Below are 22,821 nucleotides of genomic sequence, written 5' to 3' on the forward strand. Positions count from 1 at the left end.
CGGATGAGAGACGGGTTTCGAGGACATAGAAATGAAAAAAAGTCTTAACTGCAGTTACCGGCTGGTGTGGAATGACGTTCAGCGGGCGTTTGTGGTGGTTTCAGAACTGACCCGAGCGAAAGGCAAGCGCGCAGGCGGCGCGGTATTGATCTCAGCGGCGGTGGGGGGCCTGTTCGCAAGCAGCGGGGCGATGGCGTTCACCCCTGATGTCACTGGTTCGACGCAGGATGAGGTGGTGCAGGAAGGCGTACAGAACGTACGTCCCGGCGGCTTAACTACCAACCATACCATCAGCACCCGTGGTACGCAGATAGTGGTGGGCGGGCAGACCGTGGATACCCGCGTTCAGGACGGTGGTTCGCAGATTGTGCGGCAGAACGGCCAGACGACCGGAACCGTTGTCACTGGCGGGGCACAGATTGTTGAAGTCGACGGGACGGCAACAGGCACGCAGCTTAACAGTGGCGGCACGCAGGCAGTCGCCGGTAAGGCTAATAGCACCATTGTCGGTGCTGGCGGTGTGCAGACTGTGCAGGAAAGCGGGGTGGCAAGCCAGACGATTATTAACACTGGCGGCGTGCAAGCCGTTAACGGCAGTTCCGTCCAGGGCGTTATTAACGCAGGCGGCATCCAGCTCATCAACAGCGGTGGATTCTCTCAGGACGCGACAGTCAACAGCGGGGGGCTCCAGCACGTTAACGTCGGCGGTTCCGCTGCCGACACCGCCATCTTTGGCGGCGGCAATCAGGTCGTGGCCGGTACGGTATCGGGTGCGCATCTCAACGACGGTGGCGCGCAACTGGTTCAGCAAACCGGCAAAGCCACCGGCACCATCATCAACAACCGCGGCACGCAGACCGTAGACGGCACAGCTATCTCCGCCGTTGTCAACGGCGGCGGCACCCAACTGGTGCATAGCGGCGCGCTGGCGGCGGGCACTATCGTGAACAGCGGTGGGGTTCAACATATCAATCAGGGCGGCGCGGCCTCCGACGGCGTGGTGTTTGGCGGCGGCACTCAGGTACTGGCGGGAACCGCATCCGGCACCAGCGTCAACGATGGCGGTGCGCAGCTGGTGCAGAAAACCGGCAAATCCACCGGAACCATCATCAACAATCGCGGCACGCAGACCGTAGACGGCCAGGCTATCTCTTCTGTCGTCAATGCTGGAGGGACGCAGCAGGTTAATCGCGGCGGGCTGGCAACAGGCGGTGTGGTAAACACCGGCGGTCTGCAGCATATCAGCGAAGGCGGTGCGGCATCTGATGCCATTCTGCTCGGCGGCACCCAACTGGTGGAAGGCACCACCTCCGGCACCATCATTAATAACGGCGGTCTGCAGCAGATCCACGCCAGCGGCATGAGCAGTGATGCGGTGGTTAACGCTGGCGGTGAACAGGATGTGGACGGCGTTTCGTTCTCCGCTGAAGTGAACGACGGCGGCCTGCAGAAAGTCCGCAGTGGTGGCGCCGCTACCAGCGCGGTGATCAACAGTGGCGGGATTCAGAGTGTGCTCTCAGGTGGATCAACCGCCTTCACCACGCTGTTGGGCGGTATTCAGCAACTGGCGGGCGTAGCGGCAGATACCATTATCGGTGCCGGCGGCGTACAGCACGTTCAGGTCGGTGGCAGCGCCAGCGGATCGCTGATTAATGAAGGCGGCCTGCAGCGCGTGGATGGCACAGCCAACTCATCGGTTATCTATGACGGCGGCATCCAGTTGGTGAACAGCGGGGGGCTGGCGGATAACGCGACCGTTAACAGTGGCGGCCTGCAACATATCAATGAAGGCGGCGCTGCGTCCGACACCACGGTGTTTGGCGGCGGTCGGCAAGTTGTTGCCGGTACGGCCTCCGGCACCAGCATCAATGATGGCGCTTACCAGCTTGTACAGGTCACCGGTAAAGCTATCGACACCATCATCAACAGCGGCGGTACTCAGGCAGTTGACGGCACGGCGATTTCCGCTGTGGTCAATGATAGCGGGGTGCAATTGATCCATTCCGGCGCGCTTGCCGCGGGCTCGCTGGTTAATTCCGGTGGTCTGCAGCATATCAATGAAGGCGGCGCTGCCTCGGATGCGCTGCTGTTTGGCGGTACCCAGATTGTTGAAGGCACGGCATCAGACACCCGCGTAGACTCAGGCGGTGTGCAGCAAGTTCACGTTACCGGGAAAACCATCGACAGCAAAATCTATGACGGCGGTTTCCAGGATGTTGACGGCACGGCTAATGGCACGATCGTCTACACCGGCGGTAAACAGCTGATCCGCAGTGGCGGCCATGCGAACGACACCCGCGTCGATAAAGATGGTGTGCAGATTGTCCGTGCTGGCGGCGCGGCATCAAAAACGACGCTGCTGGGCGGAACGCAGCAGGTTGCGGGTATGGCGGGCGACACGGTTATCGGCGACGGCGGCATTCAGCACGTCCAGGTGGGCGGCATTGCTGCGGGAGCGCTTATCAACAGTGGCGGTTTGCAGCGTGTTGACGGTTCGGCGACCTCCGCCGTGGTGAACAATGGCGGCGTGCAGTTGGTGAACAGCGGTGGGCTGGCCGCGGGCTCTATCGTCAACAGCGGTGGCCTGCAGCACATCAACCTTGGTGGCGCAGCGTCTGATGGCACTATCTTCGGCGGCGGCAAACAGCTGGTGGCAGGGACCGCATCCGGGACCAGCATCAGCGATGGTGGTCTGCAGATCGTGCAGGCCAGCGGCAAAACCTCCGGCACCCAAATTAACAGCGGCGGCGTGCAGAGTGTCGACGGCAGCGCTACCTCATCCGTGGTACGCAATGGCGGCATCCAGTTAGTGAATAACGGCGGCCTGGCGGCAGGTACCGCCGTTCACAGCGGCGGTCTGCAGCACATCAACCTCGGCGGCGCGGCGTCTGATGGCACTATCTTCGGCGGCGGTAAACAGGTGGTAGCGGGCACGGCGTCCGGTACCAGCCTGAACGATGGCGCCTATCAGATCGTCACGACTACCGGGAAAGCGACCGGCACCCTGATCAACAGCGGCGGTGTGCAGAGCGTTGATGGCAACGCGACCTCGGCAGTGGTGCGCAACGGCGGCATCCAGTTGGTGAATAAGGGCGGTCTGGCGGCAGGCACCACGGTGAATAGCGGCGGCCTGCAGCACATCAATCTCGGCGGCGCGGCGTCGGACGGCACCATCTTCGGCGGCGGCAAACAGCTGGTGGAAGGTACCGCCTCCGGTGCCAGCGTGAACGATGGCGGTACGCAACTGGTGGCAGGGAGCGGTAAAACCACCGACACCCATATCAACAGCGGCGGCGTGCAGAGCGTAGACGGTACGGCTATCTCGTCCGTGATCAATGACGGTGGCCAGCAAATCGTCAACTACGGCGGCCTCGCTGCCGGTTCGATCGTGAAAAACGGCGGGGTGCAGCACATCTCAGCCGGCGGTGCGGCGTCCGACGGCACGGTGTTCGGCGGCGGTACCCAACTGGTAGAAGGCTCGGCTTCCGGCACCAGCATCAGCGATGGTGGGGTACAACTGGTGACCAAGAGCGGTCAGGCCAGCGGCACGCTGATTAACAGCGGTGGCGTACAACGCGTACACGGACAGTCGTTCGACGCGGTGATTAATAACGGCGGTGCGCAGATCGTTGACCCGTATGGCTGGGCGCGCCAGAGCGTCATTAACGCTGGCGGGACGCAGATCCTCAGTAACTCCGCTGTGGCGATCTCTACCGTGATGAACGGCGGTGAGCAGCACGTCAATAACGGCGCGAAATCTTTCGCCGCGCGCCTGCTGGGCGGTACGCAGAATATCGGCAGCGGCGGGCAGGCCTTCGAAACTTTCGTTGAAAAGGGTGGCGTGCAGAACGTTAACGCGGGCGGTTACACCTACGGTGGCACCATCTCCACCGGCGGCAGACAAAATGTTGCCTCCGGCGGCGTAACCGACTTCACCTTTGTCGATGGTGGCCTGCAGGTGGTTGACGGTACCTCGATTGTCAGCATCGTGAAAAACGGCGGGCGTCAGGTTGTCAACAAAAATGCCAATGCCGAAGTCTCTGTGGTGATTGATGGTGGTATTCAGGAGGTCTTTGGCACCACCACCGGATCGGAGATCACCCGGGCGGAACAGCGCATCTATAGCGGGGGTTCAGCCACCTCTACCGTGCTGAGCGATGGTGCGGTTCAGGGGATTTACGACGGCGCGATAGTGACCGATACCCGTAACCGCAACAGCATCCAGAACCTGTACAGCGGTGGGCGTGCAGAAAACAACCTGATGGATGATTTTGCCGTGCAGAACATCGCTGCGGGCGCAACGGCGGTGAACACGTCGATGATCAACTCCAGCCAGCAGAATGTGCGCGGCAGTGCCGTTGATACCGATCTTTCCGCGAATGCCGTGCAGAACGTCTACCGCGGCGGGACCGCGACTCGCACGGCGATCTACGAGCGCGGCATCCAGAATATCTTCAGCGGCGGTTCATCAATACTTGCTGTCATCCAGGCCGGTGGGATCCAGAACGTGCTGAACGGCGGTACCGCCATCAGCACCACCATTAACAATGGCGGTACCCAGAACGTGAATAGTGGCGGGACGGTGATCTCCACCATTATCCGTGAGGGCGGGATCCAGAACGTCAATGACGGCGCGATCGTTATCGACAACAAAGTGGTTGGCGATCAGGTGGTCAATCAGGGCGGCACCGTCGCCTCGTCCACTGTTAGCGAAAACGGTACCCAGAGTGTCACCTTTGGCGGCACGGCGATTGCCACGACCGTCAGCAAAGGCGGCGCCCAGTTCGTGCGCGCCGGTGGCACGGCGGATCTGACGGCGATTGAGCGCGGCGGCGTGCTGGCGCTGGAAGATGGCGCAACGGTCACCAATATCAATCTCAATAGCGGCGCAGCATTGATGGCGGGCACCGATACCACGCTCAACGGCACCAACGCACTTGGCAGCTTCTCCATTGCCAATAAAGTTGCCGATAGCGTGCTGCTGGAAGGCGGCGGTCTGCTGTCGGTTGCCGCTGACGGCAGTGCCAACAACACCGTGGTAAGTGAGAACGGTACGCTGAGTGTCGCCGAAGGCGGGATGCTGACCGGGATAACCAAAGTCAACGACGGCGCTACGCTTGCCGGCAATGTTAACAACAGCGGCGAACTGCGTATTACCACTGATACCAGTGCCAACACTGTTAACGCGGCCATCAACGGTAGCGGTACGCTGTATAAAGAAGGTGATAACACGCTGACCCTGAGCGGTGCGCTTAATCAGGCGGGCGGTACTTACCTGCAGAGCGGTACGCTGGTGTTCAGCGGGCTGGATGCTGTGACCGACATCATCGCCCAGCGCGGCACCTCGCTGCAGTTGACCAACGGCACTACGCTGACCGGGATGATCGACCCGACCGACCTGACCGTCGATGCCGGTTCAAGCTGGCTGATGACCGCAGACTCCCTGCTCAATAACCTGACGCTGGGCGGCTCGATCGATTACCAGGCACCGACCGGGACGTTCGTTCCGAAAACCCTGACCGTCACCAACCTGGTGGGCAATGGCGGCACCATTACCCTGAACACGCTGTTTAACGGTAATAGCGCAGTGAGCGACAGCCTGGTGCTGGACGGCGGCACCGCCACCGGTAATACGCGGATCGCCATTCGCAGCCAGGGCGGTCTGGGTGCACGTACCACCGGTAACGGCATCCAGGTGGTGAATGCCATTAATGGCGCGACCACGACCGATGATGCTTTCAGTCTCAGCGGCAGCCTGCAGGCGGGGGCGTATAACTACACCCTGCAACAGGGCAGCGCCGACGAGAGCTGGTATCTGACGACTGCTGAAGCCGGTGGCAACGAGAACGGCCCGCAGAACTACCGTTCGGCGACGTATCTTTATAGCTCTGTCTATGCGCAGGCCATGGACTACGACAGTGCGCTGCTCGGTTCGCTGGATGCCCGTCGCTATGCGGCGCGTACCGCAGCCGAAAGCGGTAGCAACATGTGGGCCCGTTTCCAGGCCGGTCAGTTGAGCCACGATCACGGCAGCAACGATCTGCGTAACGGCAACACACCGGACAGTAAAGGCGGCTATACCTTCCTGCAGATCGGTAGCGATCTGTGGCAGGGATCGGCTTCAACGATGGAATGGACTGTTGGGGTGTACGGTGCGGCGGGGCTTTCTGCCGTCGACGTGCAGCGCAACGACAAGTCGAAAGCCGGTACGGTACGTGATGACGCCTACAGCGGCGGCCTCTATCTCAACGGTGTGCATGAGAGCGGCTGGTGGATGGATGTGGTGGCCCAGGGAACACGCCACAACTTCGATACCAACCCGCGCGATGGCGACGGTCTGAAAACTCACGGCTGGGGCTATGTGGGTTCTTTCGAAACCGGTCTGCCGTTTGAGATCGGCGGCGGCCTGGTGCTGGAACCGCAGGTGCAGTACCAGTATCGCGGCGTGAACCTGAAAGATGGCAATGATGACGTTGCAGACGTGCAGTTCGGCGACGGTCACAGCCAGCAGGTGCGTGCCGGTCTGCGTCTGGGCAACAACGCAACGCTGAAAGAGACAGGCAAACCGGTGCCGGTAAGCTGGTGGGTGCGTCCGTCCTTCATCCAGACCTTCGACTCGAAGGGCTCAGTGAACGTCAGCGCGCCTGGCGTAGCAGGCAGTGAGGTCGCATTTAATCCGGATCAGGACGGCACCGCTGCCTCGCTGGATGTCGGCATCGACGGCCAGATCCGCGATAATGTTACCCTCGGGGTGCGCGCGGGTTACACCCGGAGCATCGACGACGCAGGAACTGGCGGCTACGGCGGTCAAATCACGCTGAAAGTCGGCTTCTGATAGCCAGGAAGTAACTCGAAAAGCCGTGCCGCAAGGTGCGGCTTTTTTATTTGCTAATGCAGCAGCGCGCATACAAGGGAAGGTCGCTTTATCACTGTCGCTAACACGCAGTCGGCGTGGTGGTAAGGAGTATGCTGAGATGAAACGGAAGAATAAAAATGAGAATAACTAAGAATGGTGCGTCCGAATGGACTCGAACCATCGACCCCCACCATGTCAAGGTGGTGCTCTAACCAACTGAGCTACGGACGCACTGAAAAGGAATGGTGCGTTCAATTGGACTCGAACCAACGACCCCCACCATGTCAAGGTGGTGCTCTAACCAACTGAGCTATGAACGCAGTGTTGTGGTTGACAACGGGGACGAATATTAGCGGCAGGCCGGAGATGTGGCAAGTGGAAAATGGCAGATTTCTTACGTAATTCACCTGATTGCGGAACAACTGAGCAAAATGTCGTGAAAGTAGCCGCCAAAGGGCGGCTACCAACGTTTTAGCGCGCAGCACGCTGCAAAATGGTCGCCGAGGGCTGGCGTTGCAGGAAACGCATCCGCAGCATCATCATTATCGCCGCCGACGTCAGGCCAATAATAAAACCCATCCAGAAACCCGCAGGGCCCATTTTGTCGACCACAAAATCGGTTAACGCCAGCGTGTAACCCACCGGTAAACCCAGCACCCAATAGGCAATAAAGGTGATAAAAAAGATCGAGCGCGTATCTTTATAACCACGCAGGATACCGCTGCCAATCACCTGAATGGAGTCGGAGATTTGGTAAATCGCCGCCAGCAACATCAAATGCGATGCCAGCGTCACGACCTCTGGATTATCGTTGTAGAGCAGGGCGATTTGTTCACGCATTAACGCGGTGAAAATCGCTGTTAATGCCGCCATGCAGATGCCGACGATGAGCCCTGTGCGCGCCGATGTTTTCGCATCCAGTGTTGAACCCTGGCCGAGACGGAACCCGACACGAATTGTCACCGCCGCTGACAGCGAGAGCGGTAAAACAAACATCAGCGAACTGAAATTCAGCGCGATCTGATGCCCGGCGACATCGACAATGCCCAACGGTGAAACAAGCAGTGCCACCACGGCAAACAGCGTCACTTCGAAAAAGAGCGCCAGCGCAATGGGCAGCCCGAGCTGTGTCAGGCGTTTTAACACCGCGAAGTCAGGTTGGGCAAAACGTTGCATCGCTTGAATATCACGCATCGCGCGGGCGCGTTTAACATACAGGCGCATGCAGATAAACATCACCCAATAGACGGACGCGGTTGCCACGCCGCAGCCTACGCCGCCAAGTTCGGGCATACCGAAATGGCCGTAAATAAAGATGTAGTTCACCGGGATATTCACCAGCAGGCCGACAAACCCCATCAGCATACCCGGAACTGTGCGGGCAAGGCCTTCGCACTGATTACGCATTACCTGGAAAAAGAGATAACCCGGCGCCCCCCACATCAACGCACGTAAAAAACGCACGGCTTTATCCGCCAGTTGCGGATCGATGTTATGCATGGCGTAAATAATATGACCGGCATTCCATAGCACAATCATGATCAACACCGCGACCAGACCCGCCAGCCAGAAGCCTTGACCGACCTGATGGGCAATTCTTTCGCGACGTCCGGAACCATTTAACTGGGCAATCACTGGCGTCATCGCCAGCAGCAGACCGTGGCCAAACAGAATGGCGGGAAACCAGATTGACGTCCCGATTGCCACCGCCGCCATATCCGTGGCGCTGTAGCCACCGGCCATTACCGTATCGACGAAACCCATGGCTGTCTGGGCGACCTGCGCGAAAATAACCGGCACGGCGAGTGCCAGTAACTGACTCGCTTCTCTCATATACTTCTGCACGAGAACACCTTTATCTTGTTGTTATAAGAAGAATGGAACGACTAATCAGGAAGGAGTTTTTCCTTGTGCTAAAAAGGATGCCGCACAGCGATGGGTGCGACATGTGTACAAATATTACCTGCTATGGCGCGCTTTTGCCATGCCAGTCATAAAGCAAAATTATCTTTTAGCACGCGGCGCTACGCTTATCATCTCGCCAGAGTGGCGGCAAAAAAGGCGGCAGGGCGATTGAAACTGGCAAGGGTAAATTTCACCTGTTATTGTGCGTAAAGAACACGGTAATGTCCGAATGAATGGAACAGGAGTGGTAAGCATGTTTACGGGTATTGTACAGGGCACGGCGAAACTGGTGTCCATTGATGATAAACCCAATTTCCGCACTCACGTTGTTGAGTTGCCTGAGACGATGCTGGATGGCATTGAGACCGGCGCTTCCATTGCCAATAATGGTTGCTGCCTGACAGTGACGGCGATTAACGGTAGCCATATTAGCTTCGATCTGATGAAAGAGACGCTGCGTATCACTAACCTCGGTGATCTGAATGTGGGCGACACGGTAAACGTAGAACGCGCCGCAAAATTCAGTGACGAAATTGGCGGTCACTTAATGTCGGGTCATATTATGACCACTGCCGAAATCGTTAAAATTCTCACCTCGGAAAATAACCGCCAGATCTGGTTTAAAGTGCAGGATCCTGCACTGATGAAATACATTCTGTACAAAGGTTTTATCGGCATCGACGGCATCAGCCTGACGGTTGGTGAAGTTACCAGTAGCCGCTTCTGCGTGCATTTAATTCCGGAAACGCTGCAGCGTACGACGCTTGGCGCAAAAAAGCTGGGGCATCGCGTGAATATCGAAATCGACCCGCAAACGCAGGCGGTTGTTGACACCGTGGAGCGCGTGCTGGCCTCGAAAGAAGCGGCGATCGTTGCCGCAGCCAGCGAAGAGTAAAAATAAACCCCGGCATGCCGGGGTTTATTTTTTTAACGCGCCACGCGCAATCCGTGTTCAATACCCCGGCTAAAAACCACCTGCCAGAGCTGAATATCGCGCGCACGAAACGCCCCCGCGCAGGCATTGAGGTAATAGCTGAACATCCGTTTAAAGCGTTCCGAATAGTTGTCGGCGATTTCCGGCCAGGCGGCAAGAAAACGCTCATACCACGCCATTAACGTACGGTCATAATCCGCACCGAAATTGTGCCAGTCTTCCATCACAAAGTGTGATTCGCTGGCATCCGCAATCTGGCGCACAGAAGGCAGACAACCATTCGGGAAGATGTAGCGGTTGATCCACGGATCAACATTGTGATCGGTACGTTTTGAGCCGATGGTGTGCAGTAAAAAAATGCCATCGGGCTTCAGGTTACGATCGACGACGCGGAAATAGGTTGCGTAGTTTTTTGGCCCGACATGTTCAAACATGCCAACGGAGACAATGCGGTCAAATTGCTCGTCAAGGTCGCGATAATCCTGCAAACGAATATCGACATCCAGCCCTTCGCAACGCTTCTGCGCCAGTTTTTGCTGTTCTGCAGAAATCGTCACGCCAACCACACTGACGCCGTAATTTTGCGCCATAAACTGCGCCAGACCACCCCATCCACAGCCAATATCCAGCACGCGCATGCCGGGTTTTAACGTGAGCTTTTCACCAATAAGCCGCAGTTTTGCCCGTTGTGCGTCGTCCAGCGTTTCAGCGTCTTTCCAGTAGGCGCAAGAGTATTGCATCTGCGGATCCAGCATGCGGGTAAACAGATCATTACCGAGATCGTAATGTTCTTTGCCCACAATCCAGGCCCTTTTTTTACTTTGCAGATTAAATAATCTTGCTCCGGCAATGCGGAGTGTGTCTTTGAGATGGTGCGGAAGTTGGTTTTCCAGCCCGGCGCGCAGGACTTTGGTAAAGAATATGTCCAGGCGGGGGCAATCCCACCAGCCGTCCATATAACTTTCGCCGAGTCCGAGCGAACCTTCCTGTAAAACGCGTTTGAAAAAATCAGGGTTTTTCACCTGAATATCTGAAGCTGCGGGGCCGTTAACGCGAATACCTGCGCGACCCAGCAGTTCGTTTGCTATACGGAACCAATTGTCATCCCGTACGCTAACTTCTTCTATACACGATGAACTCATAACTTCTCCATCACTCGCAGTGATCAGAACCTTCAAACAGCGTAGACGCTTTTTCAGGCTTGTGAGAAATCTCACGGTTTTCACCGTGAGGCTGATATCCGACGTAGAACAGAGGAAGGGAGAGGACCCTTGCCGAAAGGCCTTCCATGGGTAAACGGGTACAATCCGGTACCCGTTAATGCATAATATTTATCGTATTTATCAAACAGCCGAAAATGAGTATAGGCGTCAAAATCGGGTGATTCAATAAAAAGCCATTAGCAAGCTAACCGCTGAGTTATTGATAGTCGCTTGCGCAACTATTAATGCTAATGCGACGAGGGAGCCACAACCTCTTTTTCGGCCAGTTCATCGTGAGTGCGGCGCTGTAGCCGATAACCCAACGCGACCAGCAACACCATTGCAACCATAACACTGGTCGTCGTCAGCAGTGGTGTGGCGATAAGCCACGAAACGACCAGGCTTGCCAGGAAACATAAACCCAGTTGTAGCGTATTCTGCAAGGCGGCTGCGCGGCCGGTGGCCTGCGGGAATGGGCGCAGCGCCTGCGCGACCACGATAGGGTAAATCGCGCCGTTGGCCATTGCCATAAAGCAAAACGGGATGAGCAGCGCAGTCAGCGACACGTCCGGCATAAAACCGACGGCCCAGGTGGCGAGAACACTTAACGCAAAAGCCCCCAGCAGCCACGGCAGCAAATGAGAACCCTGCCATTTCTGCAACGCGGCACGGCAACCGTAACCGCCAACCAAAAAGGCGATAGTTTGCGGCACATAACTGAGGCCAATAACCGATGGGCCATAACCCATTTCGTGAAGAATAAACGGCGAACCGGTCAGCCAGGCGAAGAAACTGGCCGAGCAGGCGGCATAGATAATCACATTTCCGCGATAATCTTTTGCTCGCAGCAGATCCATAAATGTCAGCGGTTGTTCGTGGTGTTCACTTTTCTTCGCGGGCGATTTCAGCCGCCACGCCGGGATCATCAGAATTAATGTGATCGCCAGTAAGGTGGCGAAAATGGTCTGCCAGTTGAAATGCGCAAGGATCCAGGCGCCCAGTAGCGGTGCCAGTGCTGGTGTCAAACCCACGAGCGGCATAATGGTGGCGAAGATCCGATTGACGCGATGCGCGGGGTAGTTATCCGTCACCAGTGCCTGCCAGCTAACTGTCGCGGCGCAAACGCCTACCGCTTGTACAAAGCGCAGCACCAGCAGCAGGGTTGCATCGCGTACCCATAATGTTCCCAGACAGCCCAGCGCGAAAATCGCCAGCCCGGCCAGCAAAACCGGTTTGCGACCATAGCGGTCTGATAGAGGCCCCCATACCAGTTGCGCAATGGCAAAGCCCGCCAGAAACAGGCTTAAGGTTGCGCTAACCACCGCAGACGATGTGTGTAAATCCTGCTGTATCGCGCTGAAAGCGGGGAGGTACATATCAGTGGCTAAAAAGCCGAGCACGCTTAATCCCGCGAGCCAGACTAAAAATCCGTTGCCAGGTTGCATTAGTGTTTCTCTTTATTGCAGGTAATCAGGGCTGTCGAGTGTAAGGAGTGCATTAGCGCTTGTGAAACGCTAATATTTGCGTAGTGGTTTCAAAATTTTTGCAGGCAGATTATGTGGTCAGAATATTCGCTGGAAGTGGTTGATGCTGTCGCGCGCAATGGCAGTTTTAGCGGCGCGGCGCAGGAGTTACACCGTGTACCTTCTGCGGTGAGCTATACCGTGCGACAGCTTGAGGAGTGGCTGGCTGTTCCGCTGTTTGAACGTCGCCATCGTGATGTTGAGCTTACGCCTGCCGGGGTCTGGTTTTTGAAAGAAGGGCGAGCTGTTATCAAAAAAATGCAGATCACCCGTCAGCAGTGCCAGCAAATCGCCAACGGCTGGCGCGGGCAACTGGCAATTGCCGTCGACAACATCGTAAAACCTGAACGCACCCGCCAATTGATCGTCGATTTCTATCGCCATTTCAGCGATGTTGAGTTGCAGGTCTACCAGGAAGTCTTTAACGGTGTCTGGGATGCGCTTGCCGATGGGCGGGTTGAGCTGGCGATCGGCGCAACGCAGGCCATCCCCGTCGGTGGGCGTTATGCGTTTCGCGATATGGGAATGCTGAGCTGGAAATGCGTGGTTTCCAGTCGTCATCCGCTGGCGTCACTGACAGGCCCGCTTAGCGACGATACCTTGCGCAACTGGCCCTCACTTATCCAGGAAGATACGTCCCGCTCGTTGCCGAAACGTATTACCTGGCTGCTGGATAATCAGAAACGCGTGATCGTCCCTGATTGGGCATCGTCGGAGGCTTGCTTATCGGCAGGGTTATGCGTGGGAATGGTGCCGGCACACTTTGCCCGCCCGCGGCTCGATAGCGGTGACTGGGTTGCGCTGAACCTGGAAAACCCCTTTCCGGATGCGGCGTGCTGCCTGACGTGGCAACAAAATGAGGCGTCCCCGGCGTTAAACTGGCTGCTGGAATATCTGGGGGACAGTGAAACGCTGAATGACGAATGGTTACGGGAGCCGAATTAACGGCTCCGTAATAAGTGGTTAGCGGCGATAATCGCGAAACGGGCCATCGGCCACGGAGCGGCGCTCAACCAGCCGCGGATGCACTTCGATAGACTGCGACTCTTCGCGCTTGTTGACGATGCGATCAAGCAGCATGGTAAACGCCGTTTCTCCCAGCGAATCTTTCGGCTGGTGAATCGTGGTTAATGCCGGGGTGAAGAAGCGTGAGTTACGCACGTTGTCATAACCGATCAGGGAAATATCCTGCGGTACGCGTAAACCCATCTCATCGGCAGCACACAGCGCGCCCATCGCCATAATGTCGCCACCGCAAAACACCGCGGTAGGGCGATGCGCCTGGCCGAGGATTTGCTGCATCGCGCGATAGCCGGATTCCGGCTCGAAATCGCCCTGTACGATCCAGTTTTCCGGCACGGTGATAAGGGCTTCTTCCATCGCTTTCATAAAGCCGGCCAGACGGCCAGCGCCAGTGTTACGCTCCAGAGGGCCAGGGATCACACCAATATCGCGGTGTCCGCGGTCAATAAGGTAGCGACCGGCCATATAACCGCCTTCAAAGGCGTTATCAATAACGGAGTCCGTAAAGTCGGCCTTCGCTTCGCCCCAGTCCATCACTACCATGGGAATATGGCGGTACTCTTCCAGCATGCTCAATAGTGATTCCGGGTATTCGGAACACATCACCAGCAAGCCATCGACGCGCTTTTGCGCCATCATCGACAGATAAGCACGCTGTTTTTCCAGGCTGTTCCAGGCATTGCCGAGGATCAGGGTGTAACCCTTCTGGAAGCACTTTTTCTCTACGGCTTCAATAATTTCAGCAAAATAGGCCGCTTCACTGCTGGTGGCCAGCAAGCCGATCGATTTTGTGTGATTCACTTTCAGGCTGCGGGCGACGGCGCTGGGGGAATAGTGCAACTCTTTAATTGCCGCCCACACGGCGTTGCGCGTCTCTTCGGCGACGAAACGGGTTTTGTTAATTACATGTGATACGGTTGTAGTGGAAACGTTTGCTCGTTTCGCTACGTCTTTAATCGTTGCCATCAGATATCACTCCAGACCATATCATAAGCTCCTGATAATACTTAAGGTAAACGTTTGCCTTTAATCACCCTGTACCCATCAAAGGGGGTGCGGTACGCCGGGAAAACGACACTGGACGTCAGGAGGGGAGTCAATGGCCGGTACGCTAATAAATTTAGCGTCGAATTTTGTCTGATCTTGAGCAAAAGGGGAAGTATTAAAACGTTTCTCCTGCGAATTCCCGCAAGATTTTTAAGATAATTTGTGCAAAAATGCATTATCTCACTTTTTGTGGGGAAATTAAAAAGGGGAAAATTGATGAGCACCGATCTGAAGTATTCTTTAATCACTACCGTCATCGTTCTGAGCCTGATTGTTTTCGGCGGTCTGACTGCTGCGCTGCATTGATCTATCGCGAGGGAGAGCCTCTTCTCCCTCGGTTTTCTTCCCCGCTATTGTTATCACTTCTGCAATAATCTTTTGTCATTCTGCTAACTTCTGTTTTTTGTGATAGCTGTCATACTTTTGACTTCAGCGACAGGGTCGCAAGTCGGCATGTCTATTTTGGAGTCATAGATGAAAATTAATTTCCCTTTGCTTGCCCTGGCGATTGGCGCCTTCGGCATTGGTACTACCGAGTTTTCCCCGATGGGATTACTGCCGGTTATTGCCCGCGGCGTTGACGTTTCTATTCCGGCGGCGGGGATGCTGATTAGCGCCTACGCTATCGGCGTGATGGTTGGTGCGCCGTTAATGACGTTGTTGCTGTCTCACCGCGGCAGACGTAATGCCCTGATCTTTTTGATGGCGATTTTTACGCTCGGTAATGTGCTGTCGGCGATTGCGCCGGATTACACCACATTAATGCTGGCGCGTATCGTCACCAGCCTGAACCATGGCGCTTTCTTTGGTCTTGGCTCGGTGGTGGCAGCAAGCGTGGTCGCCAAAGAGAAACAGGCCAGCGCGGTCGCTACTATGTTCATGGGGCTGACCATTGCTAACATCGGCGGTGTACCTGCCGCGACCTGGCTGGGTGAAACCATTGGCTGGCGTATGTCGTTCATGGCCACCGCCGGACTGGGGGTGATTGCTATGGCGAGCCTGTTCTTTTCGTTGCCGAAAGGTGGCGCTGGTGAGCGCCCGGACGTTCGTAAAGAGCTGTCGGTGCTGGTGCGCCCACAAGTGTTGTCCGCATTGCTGACCACCGTGCTCGGCGCAGGTGCCATGTTCACGCTTTATACTTACATTGCACCGGTGCTGCACACCATTACCGATGCCTCTTCCGTTTTTGTGACGGCGATGCTGGTATTGATTGGCGTTGGCTTCTCCATTGGTAACTATCTCGGCGGTAAACTGGCGGATCGCTCGGTCACCGGCACGCTGAAAGGTTTTTTGATTTTGCTGATTGCTATCATGCTGGCGATCCCATTCCTGGCGCGCAGCGAAGTGGGCGCAGCCATCAGTATGGTGGTGTGGGGCGCGGCGACGTTTGCGGTGGTTCCGCCGTTGCAGATGCGTGTCATGCGAGTTGCGCACGAAGCGCCAGGGCTTTCATCGTCGGTTAATATCGGTGCCTTTAACCTCGGTAACGCGCTGGGCGCGGCAGCCGGTGGGGCAGTGATTTCCGCTGGGTTGGGTTATGATTTCGTCCCGGTTATGGGGGCGATTATTGCCGGGCTGGGCCTGCTGGTGGTGCTGTTCTCTGGGCGCTCACAGCCAGAACGTACTTATGCCGCAGCAGAATAAATAGCACAAATGCAAAAAAAGGAGGGGCTAGCCCCTCCTTTGTTTCATGCCACATTTATGCAGCTAAATTTTTGGCAACGAATGACCAGTTTACCAGCGCCCAGAAATGTTCGAGGTAGTTCGGACGCGCATTACGGTAATCGATGTAATATGCATGTTCCCACACATCGACGGTTAACAGCGGGGTTGCGTCGCTTGTCAGCGGAGTGCCCGCATTAGACGTTGACACAATGGCCAATGCGCCATCCGCTTTTTTCACCAGCCATGTCCAGCCAGCACCGAAGTTTTTAACCGCAGCATCGGTGAATTGCGCTTTGAATTCGGCAAAGCTGCCGAAGGATTTGGCGATAGCCGCCGCCAGCTCACCGGTCGGTTCGCCGCCAGCGTTCGGAGCCAGGCAGTTCCAGTAGAAGGTATGGTTCCAGACCTGGGCGGCATTGTTGAACACGCCGCCTTCGCTGCTTTTCACAATCTCTTCCAGTGATTTACCTTCAAAAGCGCTGCCTTTGATCAGGTTGTTGAGGTTGGTGACATACGTCTGATGATGTTTACCATAGTGGTATTCCAGCGTTTCGGCTGAGATATGCGGCGCCAGGGCGTCTTTTGCATACGGTAATGCAGGTAATTCGAACGACATTGCTATTCTCCTTTCATTATTTTAATGACACCCAATAGCCCTATTGGATGTGCGGATTAGGGTAGCAAATCGAAAGGTCAGACAAAAGAGGGAGTTACCTGCCGCCGATGCGGCAGGTGAGGGGTTAGCGAATGGTTTTCGGCGTCACGACGCGACGCGCGCCGACATAATGACGCTGCCAGTAATCTTCACTCAGCGAGGTGACCTGAATATCCTGGCCGCTACGCGGAGACTGAATGAATTTACCATTGCCGACGTACACGCCAACGTGATCGGCTGTACCACGACCCTGGGTACGGAAGAACACCAGATCGCCACTCTCCAGTTCCGCCACATTCACCGGCGATGCATCGCGCAGGTGATACATTTCATTGGCGGTACGCGGAATACGGAATTTCACCAGATCCTTATACGCGTAATAGACCAGACCGCTGCAATCGAAACCGGTGCTCGGTGAGGTGCCGCCCCAGTGATAAGGTTTGCCAATCTGATTCATCAGCTTGGACATGGCGGTTTTTTGTGCTTTTTGAATGCGAACTTTATGCACATCGGCGATGGCGTTCGTGCTTTTGACCTTCACACAATGCGGCTTGTGACCTTTGCGCGGCGTACATTTTTCAGTCCAGGTGACGGCGGTAGTTTTTAACGGGCTGGATGCATTACGACGCGAAGTGATTTTGCTGGCTTTTTTGCTGGTGGTAACTTTTTTGTTTGCCGGAGTTTTTTTGCTCTCCGTTGTTTTTTTGCTGGTGGTTTTTTCTGCCGGACTGCGACTGTTTTTCTTTGATGTCTTTTGTGATGTATTTTTTTTCTTACGTTCGGATGCTTTCGCCAGATGCGCTTTTTGCACGGCCGACGCTCGCGCCTGTTCCGAGGCACTCGCTAATGGCGTGAAAGAAAGCGTGGTGAACAACAAAGCACAGAGCGTGATTGAAGCTTTTGGTATCCGCGCCACTGAGCAATCCCCTGTTAGGGCAAGCATTTAATATGCCTGCAAATGGTTTTTTAAAACTCGTCGATTCTAATCCATAAAAACCCCAAAAGTTAATACTGTTTTTGCATCTATAGCTTCGTTTCGTTAACAAGCGCAAAAAAAAGCAGCAAAACGTTTCTATGTGCTCAAGAGTTAGGCTGCAAGCGGGATGGCGAGTTGAGTTAAGTCATATTCCTAAGGCAACTTTTGCCGACAGACGATAAAATCATGAACGGTGAACAAAATGTTATTTTCCGATGCCCCTCTGAACCGTTACAATGGCGAACATCTGCCGTAGAAGAAGTTGAAGGAAGCAAGACAATGAGCACAACCCTTGAAAAAATCCAGCGCCAGATCGCTGAAAACCCGATTCTGCTGTATATGAAAGGCTCTCCGAAGCTGCCTAGCTGCGGTTTCTCCGCCCAGGCGGTGCAAGCGCTCTCTGCATGCGGTGAACGTTTTGCCTATGTAGACATTCTGCAAAACCCGGATATTCGCGCAGAACTGCCGAAATACGCTAACTGGCCAACCTTCCCGCAGCTGTGGGTTGAAGGTGAACTGGTTGGCGGCTGCGATATTGTGATTGAAATGTATCAGCGCGGTGAATTGCAGACGCTTATCAAAGAAGCGGCGGCAAAACATAAAGACGAGCCGAGCGCAGAGTAATTTCTGCCAACAAAAAAGCGACCTGACGGTCGCTTTTTTTATGCCTGATTTTCGTCCGCGATGGGCAGCGGCCAGCCGCCGAGACGCTTCCAGCGGTTGACGATTTCGCAAAACAGCAGGGCGGTTTGCTCTGTATCGTACAGTGCGGAGTGCGCCTGCGAGGCGTCAAACGCGATGCCCGCCGCGCCACACGCTTTTGACAGCACCGTCTGCCCGAGCGCCAGCCCGCTTAATGATGCGGTATCGAACGTGACAAACGGATGGAACGGGTTGCGTTTCAGCGAAGCGCGCTCCGCAGCGGCCATCATAAAACTGTGATCGAACGTTGCGTTGTGCGCCACCATAATTGCGCGGTTACAACCCTGATCTTTAATGCCTTTGCGCACCATTTTAAAAATGGCATGCAGCGCGTCATGCTCACTTATCGCACCACGCAGCGGGTTGTTCGGATCAATGCCGTTAAAGGCCAGCGCTTCGGGTTGCAGATTCGCGCCTTCGAAAGGCTCAACGTGGAAATGCAGCGTGCTGTCGGGCATCAGCCAGCCTTGTTCATCCATTTTCAGCGTAATGGCGGCGACTTCCAGCAGCGCGTCGGTTTTGGCGTTAAACCCGGCGGTTTCAACATCAATTACCACAGGGTAAAAACCGCGAAAACGGTCGCACAGACCAGTCAGTTGAGCGTTATCGGACATCAGGATCTCTTGATACGGGAAAATGGCAGCGCATTATGGCAAATTTTACGAAGGGATGTAAAACAGCGGGCGCAAAGCGCGCCCGGAGGGGATTAGTTACCCAGGCCTTTACCGGCGTCTTTCTCTTCGATCAGCTCGATTTTGTAACCGTCCGGATCTTCAACGAAGGCGATAACCGTGGTTCCACCTTTAACCGGACCCGCTTCACGCGTCACATTACCGCCGTTGTTGCGGATAGCTTCGCAAGCTTGTGCCGCGTTTTCCACGCTCAGCGCGATATGACCGTAAGCATTACCCAGATCGTAGCTTTCCACGCCCCAGTTGTAGGTCAGTTCAATCACCGCTTCTTCGCTTTCCGGGCCGTAGCCAACGAAAGCCAGCGAATATTTATATTCCGGGTTTTCACTGGTACGCAGCAGCTTCATGCCCAGCACGTTAGTATAAAATTCGATGGAGCGTTGCAGGTTGCCGACGCGCAGCATGGTGTGAAGTAAGCGCATAATGTCCTCTTGTATGAATGTGTTAACGTTCCGAATAGAAACACAGTTTTAGTATAGCGGCGCAGACCCGCCGCTATCAATGAACAATCAGAGGATCACAGAGAAGGGTAGTCGGTATAGCCTTCCGCGCCGCCGCCATAGAAGCTTTCCGGGCGCTGTGGGTTCAGTTCCGCTTTCAGTTGCAGACGTTTTACCAGGTCCGGGTTGGCGATATAAGCGCGACCAAAAGCTACCGCGTCAATCAAACCTTTCTCTATCAACTCTTCTGCTTTTTCCGGGGTATAGGCACCCGCACCAATGATCGGGCCGTGGAAACGTGCGCGCACTTTTTCACGAAAAGCGTCGGTGTACGGTTCGCCGCCTGCCCAGTCCGGCTCTGACATATGCAGGTAAGCAATGCCGCGCTTGCCCAGTTCCTCAATCAGATACAGCGCATCGGCTTCTTCGTTCGGGCCGTTATCCATGTTCTGGAAAGAACCGATTGGAGACACGCGAATACCAATGCGCTCTGCGTCCCACTCTTTGCTTACCGCGTCGACCACTTCCAGTACCAGGCGCGCGCGATTTTCCACGCTTCCGCCGTACTGGTCGGTACGCTGGTTCGCCGATGGTGAAAGGAACTGGTGCAACAGATAACCATGGGCCGAGTGCAGTTCAACCAGATCAAACCCGGCGTCGCGCGCATTGGCGACGGCCTGGCGGAAATCATTAATAATACCCGGGATTTCATCGGTTTCCAGCGCGCGCGGCGTGGAGGTGTCTTCACGCGTGGCGTTACCGTTGGCATCACGAAGAGAGGTACGTGTTCCCGCATTGATGGCTGAAGGCGCGACCGGTGCTGAGCCGCCCGGTTGCAGGCTGCTGTGTGAGATACGACCGGTGTGCCACAGCTGTACGGCGATACGGCCGTTTTCGCTATGCACGGCATCGGTGATTTTCTGCCATGCGGTGATTTGTTCCGCGCTGTGCAGACCCGGTGCGCCAGCATAGCCTTTCGCCTGGGCAGAGATTTGCGTGGCTTCGCTAATAATCAGGCCGGAGCTGGCGCGCTGACGATAATATTCCGCCATTAACGGCGTAGGAATATCACCCGGTTCAATGCTGCGCAGTCGCGTCAACGGTGCCATAAAAACGCGGTTTGGAACGGTAATCGCGCCCACTTTCAGCGGCGTAAATAATTTACTGGACATAACAACTCCTGAATAGACCGGTCGACTAGTAAAAAGTGAAATAAAAATGCCTGCTATCAGACAGGCGTTGCGATGATGTTATTTGCGTGCGCCAGCGCGCTTTCCAGCGGCAGGGCGCTTCGCGAAATTTTGGCCTGCAAATTGGCACCTAACCACAGGGAGTACAACACTTGCGCCTGCGTTAGCGGTTCACCCTGAAACGTTAAGCTGCGATCGTTACGCCCGTTTTCCAGCGTATCTGCGAGCAGGGCGATAACGCCGCGCGCGCCTTTGTCCATTGCTGAACGCATATCTTCCGACAGATCGCACACTTCAGCCGACAGTTTCACCGTCAGGCAACCGCTAATAATTCCCTGTTGGCTAAACTGCCGGAGCGTTTCCTGATAATACGCCAGCAACCTGTCGCGGTAGTTTCCCGGACCGCTGGTGAAATGGGTCGCCAGCCGCTGGTGATAAGCGGCATAGTGACGCTCAAGTAACGCCACACCGAACGCCTCTTTGGAGCGAAAATAGTGGTAAAAAGAGCCTTTTGGCACTCCCGCCGTTTTCAGTAGTTCGCTCAGGCCCATACCGGTAAACCCGCGATGCATGCAAAGCTGCTCGCCGATCGCCAGTAAATGTTCGCGCGTATCATGTTCAGTATTTCTGCTCATCGCGCCACTCTACTAGACCGATCGGTCTGTTGCAAGTGGCGAACAGTGCGCTTTTCACCTTGCACGTTATCGACAGGCAGTCTTCAATAAAGAGAACTGCCTGTATTACCGGAGACGACTGTGCCAGAACAACTGGAGTTTTTCCCCGTCCAGAGCCCGTGCCGCGGCATTTGCCAGTCGGATGAGCGCGGCTTTTGTCGTGGCTGCATGCGTAGCCGTGATGAGCGTTTTAACTGGCAAAAAATGACCGATACGCAAAAGCAAGAGGTGCTACGTTTGTGCCGCCAGCGCTTGCAGCGCAAAATGCGCGCAAACAAAGCATCCCCTGCGGAAGAACCTCAGCAACCTTCACTGTTTTAATAACGAAAATGCGTATACTCGAAGGCAAATTACCTTCGAGGAAATCATTATGGTTCAACGTATTGCCCTCGCGCCGCAAGGCCCGGAATTCTCCCGTTTTGTGATGGGCTACTGGCGTTTAATGGACTGGAACATGTCCCCGCAGCAGCTGGTTAGCTTCATTGAGTCTCATCTTGATCTCGGTGTGACTACCGTCGATCACGCGGATATCTACGGCGGTTATCTGTGTGAAGCCGCGTTTGGCGAGGCGCTCAAGCTTGCTCCACATCTGCGTGCTCGCATGGAGATTGTTAGCAAATGCGGGATCGCCACCACCGCGAAACCGGAACATGCGCTGGGTCATTACATTACTGAACGCGACCACATTATTCGCAGTGCCGAACAGTCGCTGGTGAATCTTGCCACCGATCACCTTGATTTGTTACTGATCCACCGTCCCGATCCGTTGATGGACGCCGATGAGGTAGCGGAAGCTTTTCTGCATTTGCATCAGAGCGGAAAAGTGCGCCACTTCGGCGTTTCCAACTTCACACCGGCGCAGTTCTCACTGTTGCAGTCACGCCTGCCGTTTACCCTTTCGACCAACCAGGTCGAGATCTCGCCAGTACATCAGCCGCTACTGCTGGATGGCACGCTGGATCAACTGCAACAGCTGCGTATTCGCCCGATGGCATGGTCATGTCTCGGCGGCGGGCGTCTGTTCAACGATGCGGCGTTCCAGCCGCTGCGTGATGAGTTGGCGCGCGTTGCGCAGGAACTGAATGCCGAAACCATCGAACAGGTGGTCTATGCCTGGGTGATGCGTCTGCCGTCTGCGCCGCTGCCCATTATTGGCTCGGGTAAAATTGAGCGCGTGCGTTCGGCGCTTGGGGCCCTGAACCTTCAGATGACGCGCCAGCAGTGGTTCCGTATTCGCAAAGCGGCGCTTGGTTACGACGTGCCATAACACAGGCAAATGACCTCCCGGTGAAATCTGCCATCCTGGTTTAAACTTACAGGGCAAAACAGACCAAAGG

Annotated in this window: 18 protein-coding genes and 2 tRNA genes; 8 read left to right on the forward strand and 12 right to left on the reverse strand. The window is 55.5% G+C overall.

What is annotated here, in order from left to right:
- Nucleotides 1-31 precede the first annotated feature (31 nt).
- Complete coding sequence (locus JKP81_RS11345; protein WP_200551813.1) at nt 32-6,835, forward strand: AIDA repeat-containing protein; 6,804 nt, start codon at nt 32-34, stop codon at nt 6,833-6,835.
- 175 nt (nt 6,836-7,010) lie between these two features.
- On the opposite strand, the gene JKP81_RS11350 is transcribed toward JKP81_RS11345, so the two are convergent.
- The 3 genes from JKP81_RS11350 to mdtK form a co-directional block, all read right to left on the reverse strand.
- Nucleotides 7,011-7,087, reverse strand: a tRNA-Val gene (locus JKP81_RS11350).
- 12 nt (nt 7,088-7,099) lie between these two features.
- Nucleotides 7,100-7,176 (reverse strand) — tRNA-Val (locus tag JKP81_RS11355).
- A 151-nt stretch (nt 7,177-7,327) separates the two neighbouring features.
- Entirely contained in the window at nt 7,328-8,701 is a 1,374-nt protein-coding gene (mdtK, locus tag JKP81_RS11360) for an MdtK family multidrug efflux MATE transporter (protein ID WP_200551814.1), read from the reverse strand.
- Between the two features lie 313 nt (nt 8,702-9,014).
- Between mdtK and JKP81_RS11365 the strand changes: the two genes are divergently transcribed.
- Complete coding sequence (locus JKP81_RS11365; protein ID WP_200551815.1) at nt 9,015-9,656, forward strand: riboflavin synthase subunit alpha; 642 nt, start codon at nt 9,015-9,017, stop codon at nt 9,654-9,656.
- A gap of 32 nt (nt 9,657-9,688) precedes the next feature.
- On the opposite strand, the gene cfa is transcribed toward JKP81_RS11365, so the two are convergent.
- Together cfa and punC are read right to left on the reverse strand one after the other, a co-directional pair.
- Nucleotides 9,689-10,837 (reverse strand): cyclopropane fatty acyl phospholipid synthase, encoded by a 1,149-nt coding sequence (cfa, locus tag JKP81_RS11370; protein ID WP_200551816.1) that lies wholly within the window; start codon nt 10,835-10,837, stop codon nt 9,689-9,691.
- A gap of 308 nt (nt 10,838-11,145) precedes the next feature.
- A complete protein-coding gene (gene punC, locus JKP81_RS11375; protein WP_200551817.1) occupies nt 11,146-12,342 on the reverse strand; it encodes a purine nucleoside transporter PunC in 1,197 nt (398 codons plus the stop codon).
- Between the two features lie 111 nt (nt 12,343-12,453).
- On the opposite strand from punC, the gene punR reads away from it, so the two are divergent.
- A complete protein-coding gene (gene punR, locus JKP81_RS11380) occupies nt 12,454-13,365 on the forward strand; it encodes a DNA-binding transcriptional activator PunR (protein WP_200551818.1) in 912 nt (303 codons plus the stop codon).
- 18 nt (nt 13,366-13,383) lie between these two features.
- Here the strand turns inward: punR and purR are convergent, their stop codons facing one another.
- Entirely contained in the window at nt 13,384-14,409 is a 1,026-nt protein-coding gene (gene purR / locus JKP81_RS11385) for an HTH-type transcriptional repressor PurR (RefSeq protein WP_065368641.1), read from the reverse strand.
- 297 nt (nt 14,410-14,706) lie between these two features.
- On the opposite strand from purR, the gene JKP81_RS11390 reads away from it, so the two are divergent.
- Both JKP81_RS11390 and JKP81_RS11395 read left to right on the forward strand, forming a co-directional pair.
- A complete protein-coding gene (locus JKP81_RS11390; protein WP_016496299.1) occupies nt 14,707-14,796 on the forward strand; it encodes a YnhF family membrane protein in 90 nt (29 codons plus the stop codon).
- A 168-nt stretch (nt 14,797-14,964) separates the two neighbouring features.
- Complete coding sequence (locus JKP81_RS11395; RefSeq protein ID WP_200551819.1) at nt 14,965-16,134, forward strand: MFS transporter; 1,170 nt, start codon at nt 14,965-14,967, stop codon at nt 16,132-16,134.
- 55 nt (nt 16,135-16,189) lie between these two features.
- On the opposite strand, the gene sodB is transcribed toward JKP81_RS11395, so the two are convergent.
- Complete coding sequence (gene sodB, locus JKP81_RS11400) at nt 16,190-16,771, reverse strand: superoxide dismutase [Fe] (RefSeq protein WP_200551820.1); 582 nt, start codon at nt 16,769-16,771, stop codon at nt 16,190-16,192.
- 124 nt (nt 16,772-16,895) lie between these two features.
- Nucleotides 16,896-17,726, reverse strand: coding sequence for a C40 family peptidase (locus JKP81_RS11405; protein ID WP_017456596.1), 831 nt, complete (start codon nt 17,724-17,726; stop codon nt 16,896-16,898).
- A gap of 339 nt (nt 17,727-18,065) precedes the next feature.
- Between JKP81_RS11405 and JKP81_RS11410 the strand changes: the two genes are divergently transcribed.
- A complete protein-coding gene (locus JKP81_RS11410) occupies nt 18,066-18,410 on the forward strand; it encodes a Grx4 family monothiol glutaredoxin (protein ID WP_016496295.1) in 345 nt (114 codons plus the stop codon).
- 38 nt (nt 18,411-18,448) lie between these two features.
- Here the strand turns inward: JKP81_RS11410 and rnt are convergent, their stop codons facing one another.
- From rnt to JKP81_RS11430, 4 genes are all read right to left on the reverse strand, one after another.
- Nucleotides 18,449-19,102, reverse strand: a complete 654-nt coding sequence (rnt, locus tag JKP81_RS11415; protein WP_200551821.1) for a ribonuclease T — start codon at nt 19,100-19,102, stop codon at nt 18,449-18,451.
- Between the two features lie 92 nt (nt 19,103-19,194).
- Complete coding sequence (gene gloA / locus JKP81_RS11420; RefSeq protein WP_016496293.1) at nt 19,195-19,602, reverse strand: lactoylglutathione lyase; 408 nt, start codon at nt 19,600-19,602, stop codon at nt 19,195-19,197.
- A gap of 95 nt (nt 19,603-19,697) precedes the next feature.
- The gene (locus JKP81_RS11425; protein WP_200551822.1) at nt 19,698-20,792 is read right to left on the reverse strand and encodes an alkene reductase; all 1,095 of its coding nucleotides are present in this window, start codon (nt 20,790-20,792) and stop codon (nt 19,698-19,700) included.
- Nucleotides 20,793-20,848: 56 nt separating this feature from the next.
- Nucleotides 20,849-21,445, reverse strand: coding sequence for a TetR/AcrR family transcriptional regulator (locus JKP81_RS11430; protein ID WP_200551823.1), 597 nt, complete (start codon nt 21,443-21,445; stop codon nt 20,849-20,851).
- 120 nt (nt 21,446-21,565) lie between these two features.
- Here JKP81_RS11430 and JKP81_RS11435 point away from each other — a divergent pair, with 120 nt between their 5' ends.
- Both JKP81_RS11435 and JKP81_RS11440 read left to right on the forward strand, forming a co-directional pair.
- A complete protein-coding gene (locus JKP81_RS11435) occupies nt 21,566-21,805 on the forward strand; it encodes a DUF1289 domain-containing protein (RefSeq protein WP_200551824.1) in 240 nt (79 codons plus the stop codon).
- Nucleotides 21,806-21,854: 49 nt separating this feature from the next.
- A complete protein-coding gene (locus JKP81_RS11440) occupies nt 21,855-22,751 on the forward strand; it encodes an aldo/keto reductase family oxidoreductase (protein WP_200551825.1) in 897 nt (298 codons plus the stop codon).
- Nucleotides 22,752-22,821: the final 70 nt, after the last annotated feature.

The sequence above is a fragment of the Kosakonia sp. LAM2021 genome (assembly GCF_016620385.1).
In the GTDB taxonomy this organism is placed as follows: domain Bacteria; phylum Pseudomonadota; class Gammaproteobacteria; order Enterobacterales; family Enterobacteriaceae; genus Kosakonia; species Kosakonia sacchari.

What these genes read in the sequence shown, in the direction of transcription:
- JKP81_RS11345 (WP_200551813.1), top strand. Translation starts at nt 32, where the DNA reads ATGAAAAAAAGTCTTAACTGCAGTTACCGGCTGGTGTGGAATGACGTT.
- JKP81_RS11365 (WP_200551815.1), top strand. Translation starts at nt 9,015, where the DNA reads ATGTTTACGGGTATTGTACAGGGCACGGCGAAACTGGTGTCCATTGAT.
- cfa (WP_200551816.1), bottom strand. Translation starts at nt 10,837, where the DNA reads ATGAGTTCATCGTGTATAGAAGAAGTTAGCGTACGGGATGACAATTGG.
- punC (WP_200551817.1), bottom strand. Translation starts at nt 12,342, where the DNA reads ATGCAACCTGGCAACGGATTTTTAGTCTGGCTCGCGGGATTAAGCGTG.
- punR (WP_200551818.1), top strand. Translation starts at nt 12,454, where the DNA reads ATGTGGTCAGAATATTCGCTGGAAGTGGTTGATGCTGTCGCGCGCAAT.
- purR (WP_065368641.1), bottom strand. Translation starts at nt 14,409, where the DNA reads ATGGCAACGATTAAAGACGTAGCGAAACGAGCAAACGTTTCCACTACA.
- JKP81_RS11390 (WP_016496299.1), top strand. Translation starts at nt 14,707, where the DNA reads ATGAGCACCGATCTGAAGTATTCTTTAATCACTACCGTCATCGTTCTG.
- JKP81_RS11395 (WP_200551819.1), top strand. Translation starts at nt 14,965, where the DNA reads ATGAAAATTAATTTCCCTTTGCTTGCCCTGGCGATTGGCGCCTTCGGC.
- sodB (WP_200551820.1), bottom strand. Translation starts at nt 16,771, where the DNA reads ATGTCGTTCGAATTACCTGCATTACCGTATGCAAAAGACGCCCTGGCG.
- JKP81_RS11410 (WP_016496295.1), top strand. Translation starts at nt 18,066, where the DNA reads ATGAGCACAACCCTTGAAAAAATCCAGCGCCAGATCGCTGAAAACCCG.
- rnt (WP_200551821.1), bottom strand. Translation starts at nt 19,102, where the DNA reads ATGTCCGATAACGCTCAACTGACTGGTCTGTGCGACCGTTTTCGCGGT.
- gloA (WP_016496293.1), bottom strand. Translation starts at nt 19,602, where the DNA reads ATGCGCTTACTTCACACCATGCTGCGCGTCGGCAACCTGCAACGCTCC.
- JKP81_RS11425 (WP_200551822.1), bottom strand. Translation starts at nt 20,792, where the DNA reads ATGTCCAGTAAATTATTTACGCCGCTGAAAGTGGGCGCGATTACCGTT.
- JKP81_RS11430 (WP_200551823.1), bottom strand. Translation starts at nt 21,445, where the DNA reads ATGAGCAGAAATACTGAACATGATACGCGCGAACATTTACTGGCGATC.
- JKP81_RS11440 (WP_200551825.1), top strand. Translation starts at nt 21,855, where the DNA reads ATGGTTCAACGTATTGCCCTCGCGCCGCAAGGCCCGGAATTCTCCCGT.